The organism is Actinomadura sp. WMMA1423 (assembly GCF_006547145.1).
Classification (GTDB): domain Bacteria; phylum Actinomycetota; class Actinomycetes; order Streptosporangiales; family Streptosporangiaceae; genus Spirillospora.
Genome location: NZ_CP041244.1, coordinates 4,784,480 through 4,797,976 on the forward strand (window position 1 = coordinate 4,784,480; position 13,497 = coordinate 4,797,976).

Below are 13,497 nucleotides of genomic sequence, written 5' to 3' on the forward strand. Positions count from 1 at the left end.
TGGATTTCGGGCTGTCGTGGGCCTCCGGCATCAGGCCTCGCGAACGCTGACGGCGGTGCGGAGGTGGCGGGGTGCGTCGATCTCGTCGAGCAGCGCGATCGCGAAGTCCGCGTAGGTGATCCGGCTGGCCGGATCTCCATGGTCGGCGATCATGTACCGGCCGGTGCGCTCGCCGTCGTGGTCGAAGTCGCCTGCGGGGGCTACGTAAGCCCAATCGAGGTCGCAGGCCCGGAGCGCGTCCAGGCCCGCGGCGTGGCCGAGGTAGAAGGAGCGGTACTCGTCGGGGTAGCCGGGCTCGTCCATCAAGGGGGCGCCGGACGCCCCGGGCATGATCGACGCGAGGCCGACCACCACCAGTCGGGTCACGCCCGCCTTCGCAAGGCCGCCGGCCAGCGCTCGGGACGAGGCGGTGAAGAAGTCGTGCGGTGGCGCGGACAGGTCCACGGCGGCGCTGATGGCGGCGTCATGCCCGGCGGCCGCCTGCTCGATGCCGGCCTCGTCGGTGACGTCGCCCGGCACCACCCGCACGCCGGTCAGGTCGCCGTGGCGCGCCGGGTCGCGCACCACGGCGGTGACCCGGTGGCCGCGCCGCCGCGCCTCGGCGACGGCCTGCCGACCGGCCCTGCCGCCCGCGCCGAAGACCACGATGTTCATGACGAACCGCCTCTCACCAGGGCCGGAACCTGTGCGCCCGGCCGGTCCGCCGACGCTAGCGGCGGCCGCGGTTACCGCCGGGATACCGGCTATCGTGAGCCCATGAGGGAACCGCTGCCCGCCGACATGTTCGACGAGTTGTGCCCGTCCTCGCTCAATCCGATCCGGTTCGGCGACAAGTGGGCGGCGCTCATCATCCGCTGCCTCGAACACGGGCCACGCCGCTTCTCCGAACTGCGCGTGCCGCTGAGCCGCGTCACGCCCAAGGTCCTCACCGGGTCGCTGCGAGCCCTCGAACGGGACGGTCTGGTCAAGCGCACCGTCTACGCCGAGGCCACCCCGCACGTCGAGTACGAGCTGACCCCGCTGGGCCGCAGCATGCTCGAACCGCTGGCGGCCGCCTGCGCCTGGACCGACCAGCACTGGGACGAACTACTCGACGCCCGCGAGTCCTACGACGCCACCCACCTCGACCCCACCGGCTGACAGCACGGCATCGGGCTGATGCTCCAGCAGGGCAGGACTGACCGGGCCCTTCCCAGGAGCTGACCGTTCGCGCGGTCGGCGACGGGCCGCGGCACGTCCGGGGACGGCCTAACGGGTGCGGATCTCGGCGAAGAAGCGGCGTATCTCGGCGATGGAGAAGCCAAGTGTCCCCGCATCCGGCGCCTTGCTGTCCCGAACTCGGACGAGATGATCGTCCCGTCCGAGTTCGATACAGCCGGATTGCATATCTGAATGGCGGGACTTACGAAATGTGACGTTTCTGGACACAAAAACTCCTTACAGTTCAGCCAAGGCCTGTTGGGTCGCGCGGATGAGCGAGTGTCCGGCGCCGAGCACACGCCGTTCCGTCGCCATCAGATCTTCGAGTTCCTTTCGGGCCTGTCGGCGCCTGCCCTGCACCGCGAAGATCTTTGCCAGCTCGAACCGGACGGACAGAACATGGTCGTGCTCGGCACCCATGGTCCGCCGCATGACCGGGAGCATCTCCACGAACTCCCGTTCCGCGTCGTTCCACCGTCGGCGCATGGCGAACGTCCGTGCGATCTGCTTGCGAGTGACCAGCGTGTCGTGGTGTTCGATCCCTAGCACGCGGCACCGATCGGGGTAGATCTCGCGGAAGTGCCGCTCCGCTTCCTCCATGCGCCCGAGGTTGTACGCGAGTTCTCCGAGAATGTGACGGCTGGCCAGAGTACTGGGGTGGTCCTCCCCCAGGAGACGCCGCCTCGCGGCCAAGACCGCCGTGAACTCCTGTTCCGCGTCGGCCCCTTTTCTCTGACCCATGAGGCACACGCCGAGTTCGTGCCGGGCGCTCAAGGTGTCGAGGTCGTCTGGGCCGAGGGTGCGTTCGCGAGTCGTCACGACGCTTCTGGCGATCGGTTCGGCTGCGGCCGGGTCGCCTAGCAAGCGGGTGACCTTGGCCTGGGTGAGTGTGAGTTCGATGACGATCGGGTGGTCCAGGCCCAGGGCGGTGATGGTCTCCAGCGCCTCCTCGGTCAGGCGGAGTGCGGCGAAGTAGTGGCTTCCCCAGCCGAGCGCGATCGCGATGAGGCTCACCGCTTCAGCGGCGCGCCCCAGGACCGGGTCGTCGGGCCGCGTTCTCGTCGCCTGGAGCAGTTCGCCGACGTGCGGAATGAGGGAAGCCCACGCGGGATGGTGCCCGGGCTTTCGCGGCTCCAGGTTCTCGACCGCGGTGGCGATCAGGTCTGCGGCGATCCGCTCGTGGGTCCGGCCTTCGTCGTCGTCCGTCCGGAGGGTCTCCGCGAGGAGTGGGTGCACGGTGATCATGTCGGCTTCCCCGCCGGACGAGACCGTGATCAGGCCGGTGTTGGCCAGGGCCTCAAGACCGTCCGCGACCTGGGCGCCGTCCGGCAGGCCGGTCCCGCGTCCGAGGACGTCGTGGTCGAGCAGGTCGCAGCGGAAGGGGACGCCGCCCGCGAACCGGGACAGCACCCGCAACTGCGCCTCGGCCTCCGGCTGTCCGTTTTGCCGGAGGGCCTCGAACGTGAGCCGCCAGGTGCTCGTCACGATCGACCGGTCGTCGGCGCCCGCCCCCATGAGTTCCGGGAACCGGTCCTGCAGCGCGTCGGCGTAGGCGGTGAAGGTGCGTTCACGGTGGAACGGAGAGGCGAGGTGGTAGCCCGCGTGCCGGAGAGCCAGCGGAAGTCCGCCCAGGCGTTCCGCCAAAGCTCGTGCCTCGTCCCGGGTGCCCGCGTTCGGCGCAAGGTCGAGCAGGACATCGGCGCCCTGCTCGGTCGGCAGCCATCCCACGGAGTGGATGGTGACGTGCCGTCCCCACATTCTCGGATCGATGTTGCGGCTGGTGACCAGGACCAGGCCGGACGAACTGGGCCGGATCCAGCCCGAGCCGTCGCGCGCCGTTCGCCCGTGCACGGCGAGTGCGGCCGGGTCGTCGGCGTTGTCGATCACCAGGACCCAGTTCCGCTGCGGTTCCAGGAACTCCCACAGCAGGTCGGCGGGATTGCGCCGGCCATGCGAGACGTCCTCGACGTCCTGGGTCGTGGCCCCCAGGGAGAGGGCGAGTTCCAGCAGATCGGACGCCAGAGAGCCCGCCTCCGTGCCGGACACCCACCAGACCCGCCGTCCGGCGGCGAGGCACGTCTCCGCCACCTGGAGTGCGATCGTCGTCTTCCCTGTTCCGCCGAGGCCGCCGAGCAGGTGCACCGCGCCGTCCGGTCTCCGGGCGACGTCCTCGATCGTGCGAAGGATCTGCTCGCGGCCCCGGACGTGACCGGGCAGCCTGCCGGTCGGGGGGCGCAGGATCTCCCTGGGTGCTCCGTTCCGGCGGTGCCCCTGGTCGGCTGCGGGGGTCCGCCGTAACTGCGCCCAAGCGATAACAGCGCCGACGGCCGTGACCGCGAAGCCGCCACCCCCGAACACCACCTCCAGGTCCATGCTCGGAGCATAGGTTCGCCTGTGCCGCGGTGTAAGGCCCCTGTCAGATGGCGCGGTTAAGGGCCTGTTCGGGGCGAGGCCATTTCTGACTATCCGAGTTTTTTGAGGATGCGTTTGGCGGTGCTCTGGATGTGGACTTCGTCGGGGCCGTCGTAGATGCGGGCCTCCCGGGCGTGGCGGTACATGCGGGAGAGGGGGGTGTCGTCGGTGAGGCCCGCGGCGCCGTGGGTCTGGATGGCGCGGTCGATGACGTTGTGCAGCATCCGGGCGCCGACCACCTTGATGGCGCCGATCTCGATGCGGGCCTGGTCGCCCGCGTCGATCTGCTCGGCGGCCTGGAGGGTGAGCAGGCGGGCGGCCTGGATCTCGGTGTAGGAGTCGAAGACGTGCTGCTGCATCAGCTGCTTCGCCGAGAGCGGCTCGCCGAAGGCGACGCGGGAGCCGAGGCGGGCGCACATCAGTTCGAAGGCGCGCTGGGCCTGGCCGAGCCAGCGCATGCAGTGGAAGATGCGGCCGGGGCCTAGGCGCTCCTGGGCGATGACGAAGCCGTGCCCGCGGGGGCCGAGGAGGTTGTCGGCCGGGACCCGGACGTCGTTGTAGGCGACCTCGTAATGGCCGCCGTTCAGGCCGAGGACGGGCGTCTCGCGGACGATCTCGTAGCCGGGCGTGTCCGTCGGGACGATGATCATGCTGAAGGAGCGGTGCGGGGCCGTGCCCTCGGGCTCGGTGCGGCACATGACCGTGGTGTAGGCGGCCTCGCCGGCGCCCGTGGTGAACCACTTGCGGCCGCTGATGACCCAGTGGTCGCCGTCCAGGACCGCCTTCGTCCGGAGCTGGGTCGGGTCGGACCCGGCGTAGGCGGGCTCGGTCATCGCGAAGCTCGGGGAGACCTCGCCGGCGACCATCGGGGCGAGGTAGCGCTCGCGCCAGCGGGGGCTCGCGTACTTGTGCAGCATGAGCGAGTCCTGGAGGGTGAACGTGCCGAGGGCTAGCTGCCCCCACTCGCTGCGTCCCTGCACCTCGTTGACGTAGACGTAGTCGAGGAACGGCATGCCGCCGCCGCCGAGTTCGGTGGGGTGGCCGAGCGCCCAAAGGCCCTCGTCCTTCGCCTCCTGGCGGAGTTTCAGGAGCCTCTCGCGGTCGCCCGCGTTGAGGGCGGGCTCGGCCGGTTCGACGCGTTCGGTCATGAAGGCGTGGACGGCGTCGCGGACGTCCCGGACGCGGTCGGGCACGGGGAACAGCATCAGCCCTCCCCGGTGAGGTCGGAGGAGATGTCACGGCTCCCGTACCCCTCGGGCGCCGCGACCTCGACGACCGGCTCGGGGCGGTCGTCGAACTCCAGGCGCAGGGCGCGGGACATCGTCGCGTGCATCTCGTACATGCAGGTGATGTAGGTGAGCTGGAGGATCTCCTTGTCGGGCAGGTGCTTGCGGAGCAGCTCGAAGACGGCGTCGGGGACGCGCCCGCCGTCCAGGACGAGGCAGTCGGTGTAGGCGAGGACGGCCCGTTCGAGGGGCGAGTAGCAGTCGGCCGTCTGCCAGTGCGGGATGGACTCGATCTTCTCCTCGGGCATGCCGAGCGCCCGCATCTGCTTGCAGTGCTGGGAGAAGACGAACTGGCTGCCGCGCGCCCACCCGGCCCGGCACTGGCCGAGCTCGCGCAGGACGGGGTCGAGGTCGGCGCCCCGGTAGAGGGCGAAGCCGCGGACGGCGTGCCGGAACACGTCCGGGGACTGGGCGAACACCGTCCACCAGTCGCCGGGCGAGCCGGTCGCGGTGCCGTGGTCGACGGCCGGGTCGCGGTCGGGCGCGAAGAGGCGGTCGTAGAAGAAGAGGATCTGCTCGTCGGTGACCTCGGCGCGGGGGACCTCACGCAGTCGCGGCATGCTGTTCCTTCCCGGCGGTCCGGTCGGCGGCGGTCTTCGGTTCGTGGGAGACGTCGGAGTCGCCGAACGTGCGCGTCCAGCAGGCGAACTCGAGGAGGATCCCGTCCGGGTCCTGGAAGTAGAACGACCGGACGAAGACGCCGTCGTGCACGTCGCGGGCGATGCCCAGAGGGCTGTCGTCGTGGTTGAGGACGGGGCTGACCGTGACGCCCTTGTCCCTGAGCCGCCGCCGGTACTCGTCGAACTTCTCGGTCGGGACGTGGAACGCCACATGGTTCATCGATCCGACGGCGCTGAGCAGTTCGCCCTCCTCGGGCCGCCCCTTGGGGGCGGAGACGCCGGGGACGCCGTCCGGGGCGTCGGGGAACCAGAAGAACGCCACGCAGTCGCCGCCGCCGCAGTCGAAGAAGAAGTGCTGCCCCATGCCGCCCGGCAGGTCGATGGTCTTGATCAGGGGCATGCCGAGGACGCCGGAGTAGAAGTCGACCGTGCGTTTCATGTCCGACGACACCAGCGCCAGATGGTTGATGCCGCCGAGTTCGAACTCGGTGTTCATGGAACCTCCTCGCGGCGGGAGCGCGCCGCAGAAGCTGACTTGACAGTCATATCAAGTTGGCCGATGCTCGGATCCTGTTCCTGCGGACAGCGGGTTGTCAACCCCGGCGGAAGGGACCACGGCGATGGGCAGCGGCGGCGATCCCGGCGTCCGGCCGCTCACCGAGCGCGGCGCCCGGACGAGGGAGCGGCTGCTCGCCGCCGCCCGCGAGGTGTTCGAGGAGCGCGGCTTCCTGGAGACCCGCGTCGCGCACATCACCCGGCACGCGGGGGTCGCCTACGGCTCCTTCTACACCTACTTCCCGACGAAGGAAGCGGTGTTCCTGGAGGTCGCCGACCGGCTGTTCGAGGAGATGACCGACCACGCCCTGGTGCCGACCGCCGGGCCGGGCCCCGCCGACCGCGTCCGGCGCGCCAACCGCGCCTACTACGAGGCCTACCTGCGCAACGCCCGGATGATGGCGATCATCGAGCAGGTCGCCACCTTCAACGAGGAGTTCCAGGAGCTGCGGCGCAAGCACCGGGCCTCCTCGGTCGGACGCTCCGCCCGGGTGATCGCGCGCTGGCAGCGCGACGGGCTCGTCCCGTCCGACCTCGACCCGGAGACCGCGGCGGGCGCCCTCGCCACGATGGTCGACCACTCCCTGTACCTGTGGATCGTCCAGGGCAGCGACCCGCAGGGCGCCGAACGCCTCCTGGCGACCCTGGACCTCCTCAGCGTCCGCGCCCTCGGCCTGCCCGACTAGGAGAGCCATGGAACCGAACCGCGACCTCGCCGCCGCGCTGGCGGACCGGCTCGGCGCGCGGGTCGGCGGGCTGCGCCGGCTCTCGGGCGGCGCCAGCCGGGAGACCTGGTCGTTCGACGCGGACGGCCGCCCCCTCATCCTGCGCCGCGACCCGCCCGGGTCCATCGACCCCACGGCGATGGGACGCGAGGCCGGCCTGATCGCGTCGGCCGCGAGGGCGGGCGTCCCGGTGCCGGGGCTGGTCGACCACGGCGACGACCTGGACGGGACGCCTTACATGGTCATGGAGCGGCTTTCCGGGGAGACGATCCCGCGGCGGCTCCTGCGCGACGAGCGGTTCGCGGGCGTCCGGCCCCGGCTGGCCCGCGAGCTGGGCGGCATCCTGGCCCGCCTGCACACGATGTCGCCCGTGCCGGATCTGCCCGACGACGACGCCCTCGCCGCGCTCACCGAGCACTACGCCGCGTTCGAGGCGCGTCCCGCCGTGGAGCTGGCGCTGCGCTGGCTGGGCGACCACCGTCCCGCGCCCGGCCGCCGGACGGTGGTGCACGGCGACTTCCGCAACGGCAACCTGATGATCTCGCCCGACGGGGTGACCGGCGTCCTGGACTGGGAGCTCACCCACCTCGGCGACCCCGCCGAGGACCTCGGCTGGCTCTGCGTGAAGGCGTGGCGGTTCGGCTCCCCGCATCCCGCCGGGGGTTTCGGAAGCCGCGAGGATCTCCTCGACGGTTACGCCGCCGCCGGGGGCACCCCGCCCACGCTTGAAGAACTCCACTGGTGGGAGGTCTACGGCACCCTCCGCTGGACGATCCTGTGCCGCCACCAGGCAGAGCGCTTCCTCAGCCGCACGGATCCCTCGATCGAGTACGCCGTCCTGGGCCGGAAGGTCTGCGAGCAGGAGCACGACCTGCTCCTGGCCCTGGGCCTGACGGAGCCGGCCACCGTGCGGGATCCGCTCGAGAACGCGCGGACGCCGGACAACGCACCGCACGACCGGCCGGACGCGCACGCCCTCATCGACGCGGTGGGCGCGTTCCTCGCGCAGGCCGAGCAGCCCGACGACCGCCTCCGCTTCCACGCCCGCGTCGCCGCGTCCGCCCTCCGCATGGCCCGGAGGGAACTCCTCCTCGGCGACGCGCACAGGACCGCTCACCAGGCACGGCTGAAGACCTTGGGATGCGCGGCCGACGCGGAGTTGGCCGAGGCCATCCGGGAGGGCGCCCTCGACGACCGGATGGACGAGGTCGTCGCCGCGGTACGGGCCTCGGTGACCGACAAGCTGACCGTCGCGAACCCCCGCCACCTGTCCCTCCCCGGCTGACCGCCCGGCGCGACGGGACCCGCTGCGCCATTCCAGGAACGCTGCGCCATTCCGGCACCCCCTGGGACATGACGCGAACCACCGGGACATTACGGGAACCGCCGAGCGCGCGAGCGCATCTGTAATGCCAGACGCTCGACCAAGGGGGCAGAAATGAAGCGTTCGGCGGTTCTCTCCGTTCTCGCGCTCGGGGGCGCGCTCGCGCTCACCGGATGCCAGAGCAACTCGTACTCGTGCAAGAACGGCCAGTGCCACGTGACCGTGTCCGGCGCCGGGCAGAGCATCGAGGTGAGCGACGTCGACCTGTCCATCTCCGAGATCGGGGACGGCGGGATGACGGTGTCGGCCGACGGCTCCGCGCCGACCAGGGCCCCGGTGGGCAGGACCGTCCAGGTCGGCCAGGTCCAGATCAAGGTCACCTCGGTGGACGGGCAGAAGGTCAAGTTCGACATGAGCTGATCCGGCGGCGAAGTCCGGCCGCACGGCGTGTGAGCGGTTTGTGAGCGCGGCCCGGCAGCCTCGGCGGCATGAGCTACGCGTTCCAGGCCGAGGGCCTGGTCAAACGATTCGGGAAGACGACCGCGCTGGCCGGGGTGGATCTCGCGGCCCGGCCGGGCACCGTGCTCGGCGTCCTCGGGCCGAACGGGGCGGGGAAGACGACCGCCGTCCGGATCCTCGCGACGCTGCTGCGGCCGGACGGGGGCCGGGCGGAGGTCCACGGGCTGGACGTCGTCCGGCAGGCGGCGAGGGTGCGGGAGCTGATCGGCCTCACCGGCCAGTACGCGTCGGTGGACGAGGACCTCACCGCCATGGAGAACCTCGTCCTCATCGGGCGGCTCCTCGGCCTGCGCAAGGCGGAGGCCAGGGGCCGCGCCGCCGAGATGCTGGAGCGGTTCGGGCTGGCGGAGGACGCCGGGCGCCGCGTGTCGGGCTACTCCGGCGGGATGCGGCGCCGTCTCGACCTGGCCGCCGGCATGATCGGCCGGCCGGCGGTGATCTGCCTGGACGAGCCGACGACGGGCCTCGACCCGGGCCGCCGCGAGGAGGCGTGGCGGATGATCCGGTCGATGACGCGGGACGGCGGGACCGTCCTGCTGACCACGCAGTACCTGGAGGAGGCGGACGCGCTCGCCGACGAGATCGCCGTCATCGACCGCGGCGCCGTCATCGCGACCGGCACCCCCGCCGCGCTCAAGGGGATCGCGGGCGGGCAGACGATCACCGTCCGGCCGCGCGATCCCGGCCGGGTCGGCGAGGCCGCCGTGATCCTGCGCGCGGTGTCGGGACGGGAGGTCGACCCGCCCGGGCGGGACGTCGTCACGGCTCCGGTGATGGGCGACGGCGGCGCGGCGTTCGCCGAGACCGTCCGGCGGCTGGAGGACGCGGGGATCGCCGTCGCGGAACTGTCGCTCCGGCTCCCGAGCCTGGACGAGGTGTTCCGCACCCTGACGGGTCACGGCACGCGCCAGGAGCCGGGTGCCCGGGAAGGCAGGGCCGCGTGACCGACATCGCGATCAAGGCGACCGCGCGCCCCGCCGCACGGACCCGCCGCCGGCCGGTCCGGCAGAGCCTCCTGCTCGCCGGCCGCAGCCTGACCAAGACGAGGCGCAACCCCGGCGTGCTCAGCGACGCGCTGTTCATGCCGATCGTCTTCCTGCTGCTGTTCGTTTACTTGTTCGGCGGCGCGGTCTCCGGTTCCACGCACGCGTACCTGCAGTACGTCTTCCCCGGCGTGCTCGTGATGACGATGCTGCTCGCCGGGATGCTGGCGACCGGGCTCAACATCAACACCGACATCAGGAAGGGCGTCTTCGACCGCTTCCGGAGCCTGCCGATCGCGCGGTCCGCGCCGCTGCTCGGCATCGTCCTCGGCGACCTGGTCCGCTACGTGCTCGCCGCGGCGGTGCTGTTCGCGACCGGGTACCTGATGGGCTTCCGCGTCCAGACCGATCCCGTGTCGGCACTCGCGGCGGTGGGGCTCGCCACCGCGCTGGGCTTCTCGCTCGGCTGGCTCAACGTGCTCATCGGGGTCCTGGTCAGGGAGGCGGCCGTCGTGCAGTCGGTGGCATTCCTCGGGATCTTCCCGCTGGCGTTCGGCACCGACATGGTCGCCCCCGCCGACACGCTCCCGGGCTGGCTCCGGACGTGGGTCGAGGTCAACCCGGTCGGAGACGCCGTGGAGGCCGCGCGCGGGCTGCTGCTCGGCGGCCCCGTCGCGCATCCGGCGGCGATGACGCTGCTGTGGTCGGCGGGGTTCCTGGCGGTGTTCGGCCCGCTCGCCGGGTACGCCTACCGGCGCCGCAGCTGATCGTTCAGCAGGGCGAGCGCGCCGGACGCGTCCAGGCGGCGGCCGCGGTCGTAGGCGGCGCGGTAGGCGCGCTCGCCCAGCGCCCCGCGGAGGCGGCCCGCCACCCGCGCCACGTCGGGGTTGTACGCGTCGGGTGCTCCGCGCAGGACGGACGCGGCGCCGAGCACCTCCGCCGCGCGCTCCGGGCCGTCGCCGGCCGCCAGCCGGGCGACCGCGTACCCGGCGACGGCGGCGACCGGCATGTCGGGGGCGTCCGCGGCGAGGGCGAGCGCCTCGCGCAGGTGCCGGCGCGCCGCTTCCGGCTCGTCCCGCCCGATCGCCAGGTGCGCGCCCGCCGTCTCCAGCAGCGAGCGGAACTGCAGGTGGGGCGGCAGGCGGTCGAGCTCGCGCGCGGCGGCGGCGTACTGCTCGCGGGCTTCGTCCGCGGCCCCGGCGTGGCGGGCGAGGTCGCCGAGCGCGAGTCGCGCGGGCACCAGGTGGCGGGCGGGGGTGCCGGCACCCGAGGCGGTCATCGCGGCCAGTTCGTCCCGCGCCCGCGTCGCGTCGCCCGACCGGGCGCGGGCCACCGCGAGCATCACCCGCTGCATGCCCGCGGCGAAGTCCTGCCCCAGCTCGCGCAGCAGCCCGATCGACTCCTCCAGCGCGCCGACCGCCTCGTCGAAGCGTCCGGCGACGGTGTCGGCCTCGGCCGCGAAGACGAGCGCGAGGGCGAGCCCGCCCCGCTCCCCGGACTCCCGGAACCCGGCCTGGGCCGCGGCGATGTCGCGCCGGGCCTCCCCCATCGCGCCCCGGTTGCCGTTGAGCATCGCCCGGGTCAGGCGCAGCGCGGCACCCGTCCACGGGTCGTCGCCGGGCGGCCGCCGGTCGATGGCGGCGACGCCGGCGGCGGGCTCGCCGGTCAGCAGCGCGACGGCGGGCTCGACGAGCACGGCCAGGGGGTGGCCGGTGTCCCGCGGCCGCTCGCCGATCAGCGGGTCGTCGCGGGCGGCGCCACCGGACAGCAGGGTGTTGAAGACGTAGCCGCCCAGCGCGGCGGCCTCCCCCGGGACGGGCCCGCCCCGCGGCACGCTCAGCACCTGCCGCAGCTTGCGGGCCGCCTCGGCGTGGTCGCCCTGGATCATCCAGAAGGTCGCGAGCGCGGCCCCGAGCCGGACGGCGGTGCCCGCGTCGCCGCTGTCCACGGCGTGCTGGAGCGCGGCGAGGAGGTTGTCGCGCTCGGCCGACAGCAGCGAGATCCATTCGAGCTGCCCCGGACCGCGCAGCCCCGGTTCCGCCCGCTCGGCCAGCTCCAGGAAGCACCGGGCGTGCGCGGCCCGGACCGGGGCGGCCTCGCCGGCCAGGCGCTCCCGCCCGTACTCGCGGATCGTCTCCAGCATGCGGAACCGCTGCCCGGGGCCGTCCACCACCTGGAGCAGCGAGCGGTCGTGGAGATCTTCGAGCGCCTCCAGGGCGTCGGGACGGCCCGTCACCCGGGCCGCGCTCTCCGCCGTGATCGTCCCGGGGAAGACCGACAGCCGCTCGGCGAACACGCGCTCCCGCTCGTCCAGCAGGTCCCAGCTCCAGGCGACGACGGCGCGCAGCGTCCGGTGCCGGGGCAGGGACGTCCGGTTCCCGCCGGTCAGCAGCCGGAACCGGTCGTCCAGGCGGGCCGCGAGCAGCTCGGGCGGCAGTGAGCGCAGCCGGGCGGCGGCCAGCTCGATCGCCAGCGGCAGGCCGTCGAGGCGGCGGCAGATCTCGCCGACCGCTGCGGCGTTCCCGCCGTCCACCGCGAACCCCGGGCGGACGGCCGCCGCGCGCTCGGCGAACAGCCGCACCGACGCCGATCCCAGCCCGTCCTCGCCGGGCTCCGGGACGTCGAGCGGCGGCACCGGGCACAGCGCCTCGCCGTCCACGCCGAGGCGCTCGCGGCTCGTCGCGAGGACGCGCAGGCCGGGGCAGGCGCCGAGCAGCCCGTCCACCAGCCGGGCCGCCGCCTCCACCACGTGCTCGCAGTTGTCGAGGACGACCAGCGTGTCATCGGCGGTGAGCGCCTCCTCGAGGCGGCCCTCGCCGTCCCGCAGGCCGAGCGCCCCGGCGACCGCGCGCGGCACCTCGTCCGGTCCGGCGGCGGCCAGCTCGACCGCCCAGACGCCGCCCGGGAACCGCTCGGCCAGTTCCGCGCCGACCTTGGCCGCGAGCCGCGTCTTGCCCGCGCCGCCCGGGCCGACGAGGGTGACCAGACGCCCTTCCCACAGGCGCCGGGCGATCCAAGCGCGCTCGTGCTCCCGTCCGACGAAGCTGGTGGGCGGCACCCGCAGGTTGCCGCGCGTCCGCTCCCTCGGGGCCGCCCGCAGGACGGCGAGGTAGGCGTCCCGCAGCTCCCGGCCCGGGTCGGTGCCGAGCTCCTCGGCCAGGACGCCCCTGAACCGCTCGAACACCGCCAGGGCCTCGGCCGACCGGCCCGCCCTGTGCAGGGCCTCCACCAGCAGCGCGCGGGGGCGTTCGCGGAGCGGATGGCGCGCCGCCAGCCCCTCGAGCTCCGCGGCCAGCCGCGCCGGGTCGGTTCCGGCGGCCAGTTCGGCGGCCGCCCGGTCCTCGGTCGCCGAGACCCGGAGCGCCTCCAGCCGGACGGCCGCCGCGTCGGCGAACGGCGTCCCGGCCGCGTCCGCGAGGGCGTCGCCGCGCCACAGGGCGAGCGCCTCGCGCAGGGTCGTCGCCGCGCGCTCGGCGTCCCCCTCGCGCAGCGCCCGCGCGCCCTCCCGGGCGAGGCGCTCGAACTCGGGCGCGTCGACGGCCTCGGCGTCCAGGAGGTAGCCGCCGGGAACCGAACGCAGCCGGCCCGCGGGCAGTCGCCGGCGGAGCCGCGAGACGAGTGCCTGGAGCGCGTGCACCCGGTCCGCGGGGCCGCCGTCCGGCCACAGCGCCCGGACGAGCGACTCGGCCGTGACGGCGCGCCCCGGCTCCAGCGCCAGCCGGACCAGCAGCGCGCGCGACCGCGCCCCGCCGACCGCGACGTCACGGCCCCGGTCGGTGACCTTCAGCGGCCCCAGGATCCCCACCTGCACGCCACAACTCTGCCACCGCGAGGCGCCGGGCGCCGTGCCCGCCGGAGCGGCGGCGCCTCCGG

The 13,497-nt window shown here is 73.3% G+C and carries 13 protein-coding genes; 6 read left to right on the forward strand and 7 right to left on the reverse strand.

The window, feature by feature from the left end; genetic code table 11:
• Positions 1–30 precede the first annotated feature (30 nt).
• Entirely contained in the window at positions 31–654 is a 624-nt protein-coding gene (locus FKD65_RS22105) for an NAD(P)-dependent oxidoreductase (RefSeq protein ID WP_141579293.1), read from the reverse strand.
• Positions 655–756: 102 nt separating this feature from the next.
• On the opposite strand from FKD65_RS22105, the gene FKD65_RS22110 reads away from it, so the two are divergent.
• Entirely contained in the window at positions 757–1,140 is a 384-nt protein-coding gene (locus tag FKD65_RS22110; RefSeq protein ID WP_141579294.1) for a helix-turn-helix domain-containing protein, read from the forward strand.
• 108 nt (positions 1,141–1,248) lie between these two features.
• Here the strand turns inward: FKD65_RS22110 and FKD65_RS22115 are convergent, their stop codons facing one another.
• The 5 genes from FKD65_RS22115 to FKD65_RS22135 all read right to left on the reverse strand — a co-directional run bounded on the left by FKD65_RS22115 (position 1,249) and on the right by FKD65_RS22135 (position 6,014).
• The gene (locus FKD65_RS22115; RefSeq protein WP_240809543.1) at positions 1,249–1,428 is read right to left on the reverse strand and encodes a DUF397 domain-containing protein; all 180 of its coding nucleotides are present in this window, start codon (positions 1,426–1,428) and stop codon (positions 1,249–1,251) included.
• Between the two features lie 9 nt (positions 1,429–1,437).
• Positions 1,438–3,573 (reverse strand): tetratricopeptide repeat protein, encoded by a 2,136-nt coding sequence (locus FKD65_RS22120; RefSeq protein ID WP_141579295.1) that lies wholly within the window; start codon positions 3,571–3,573, stop codon positions 1,438–1,440.
• An 89-nt stretch (positions 3,574–3,662) separates the two neighbouring features.
• Complete coding sequence (locus tag FKD65_RS22125; protein WP_141579296.1) at positions 3,663–4,817, reverse strand: acyl-CoA dehydrogenase family protein; 1,155 nt, start codon at positions 4,815–4,817, stop codon at positions 3,663–3,665.
• On the reverse strand, positions 4,817–5,458 hold the full coding sequence (locus tag FKD65_RS22130; RefSeq protein WP_141579297.1) for a carboxymuconolactone decarboxylase family protein: 642 nt from the start codon (positions 5,456–5,458) through the stop codon (positions 4,817–4,819). The genes FKD65_RS22125 and FKD65_RS22130 overlap by 1 nt, the downstream gene beginning before the upstream one ends.
• On the reverse strand, positions 5,442–6,014 hold the full coding sequence (locus tag FKD65_RS22135) for a VOC family protein (protein ID WP_141579298.1): 573 nt from the start codon (positions 6,012–6,014) through the stop codon (positions 5,442–5,444). The genes FKD65_RS22130 and FKD65_RS22135 overlap by 17 nt, the downstream gene beginning before the upstream one ends.
• 124 nt (positions 6,015–6,138) lie before the next feature.
• Between FKD65_RS22135 and FKD65_RS22140 the strand changes: the two genes are divergently transcribed.
• The 5 genes from FKD65_RS22140 to FKD65_RS22160 all read left to right on the forward strand — a co-directional run bounded on the left by FKD65_RS22140 (position 6,139) and on the right by FKD65_RS22160 (position 10,391).
• Positions 6,139–6,759, forward strand: a complete 621-nt coding sequence (locus tag FKD65_RS22140) for a TetR/AcrR family transcriptional regulator (RefSeq protein WP_141579299.1) — start codon at positions 6,139–6,141, stop codon at positions 6,757–6,759.
• 7 nt (positions 6,760–6,766) lie between these two features.
• Positions 6,767–8,083, forward strand: coding sequence for a phosphotransferase family protein (locus FKD65_RS22145; RefSeq protein WP_141579300.1), 1,317 nt, complete (start codon positions 6,767–6,769; stop codon positions 8,081–8,083).
• A 153-nt stretch (positions 8,084–8,236) separates the two neighbouring features.
• A complete protein-coding gene (locus tag FKD65_RS22150; protein ID WP_141579301.1) occupies positions 8,237–8,542 on the forward strand; it encodes a hypothetical protein in 306 nt (101 codons plus the stop codon).
• A 68-nt stretch (positions 8,543–8,610) separates the two neighbouring features.
• A complete protein-coding gene (locus tag FKD65_RS22155) occupies positions 8,611–9,585 on the forward strand; it encodes an ATP-binding cassette domain-containing protein (RefSeq protein ID WP_141579302.1) in 975 nt (324 codons plus the stop codon).
• Positions 9,582–10,391: an ABC transporter permease gene (locus tag FKD65_RS22160; protein ID WP_240809544.1), complete on the forward strand. Its 810-nt coding sequence runs from the start codon at positions 9,582–9,584 to the stop codon at positions 10,389–10,391. The genes FKD65_RS22155 and FKD65_RS22160 overlap by 4 nt, the downstream gene beginning before the upstream one ends.
• Here the strand turns inward: FKD65_RS22160 and FKD65_RS22165 are convergent.
• The gene (locus tag FKD65_RS22165; protein ID WP_168221145.1) at positions 10,373–13,435 is read right to left on the reverse strand and encodes a BTAD domain-containing putative transcriptional regulator; all 3,063 of its coding nucleotides are present in this window, start codon (positions 13,433–13,435) and stop codon (positions 10,373–10,375) included. The two genes, FKD65_RS22160 and FKD65_RS22165, sit on opposite strands and share 19 nt — an antisense overlap.
• Positions 13,436–13,497 lie beyond the last annotated feature (62 nt).

What these genes read in the sequence shown, in the direction of transcription:
- FKD65_RS22130 (WP_141579297.1), bottom strand. Translation starts at nt 5,458, where the DNA reads ATGCCGCGACTGCGTGAGGTCCCCCGCGCCGAGGTCACCGACGAGCAG.
- FKD65_RS22120 (WP_141579295.1), bottom strand. Translation starts at nt 3,573, where the DNA reads ATGGACCTGGAGGTGGTGTTCGGGGGTGGCGGCTTCGCGGTCACGGCC.
- FKD65_RS22150 (WP_141579301.1), top strand. Translation starts at nt 8,237, where the DNA reads ATGAAGCGTTCGGCGGTTCTCTCCGTTCTCGCGCTCGGGGGCGCGCTC.
- FKD65_RS22110 (WP_141579294.1), top strand. Translation starts at nt 757, where the DNA reads ATGAGGGAACCGCTGCCCGCCGACATGTTCGACGAGTTGTGCCCGTCC.
- FKD65_RS22155 (WP_141579302.1), top strand. Translation starts at nt 8,611, where the DNA reads ATGAGCTACGCGTTCCAGGCCGAGGGCCTGGTCAAACGATTCGGGAAG.
- FKD65_RS22105 (WP_141579293.1), bottom strand. Translation starts at nt 654, where the DNA reads ATGAACATCGTGGTCTTCGGCGCGGGCGGCAGGGCCGGTCGGCAGGCC.
- FKD65_RS22135 (WP_141579298.1), bottom strand. Translation starts at nt 6,014, where the DNA reads ATGAACACCGAGTTCGAACTCGGCGGCATCAACCATCTGGCGCTGGTG.
- FKD65_RS22125 (WP_141579296.1), bottom strand. Translation starts at nt 4,817, where the DNA reads ATGCTGTTCCCCGTGCCCGACCGCGTCCGGGACGTCCGCGACGCCGTC.
- FKD65_RS22145 (WP_141579300.1), top strand. Translation starts at nt 6,767, where the DNA reads ATGGAACCGAACCGCGACCTCGCCGCCGCGCTGGCGGACCGGCTCGGC.
- FKD65_RS22140 (WP_141579299.1), top strand. Translation starts at nt 6,139, where the DNA reads ATGGGCAGCGGCGGCGATCCCGGCGTCCGGCCGCTCACCGAGCGCGGC.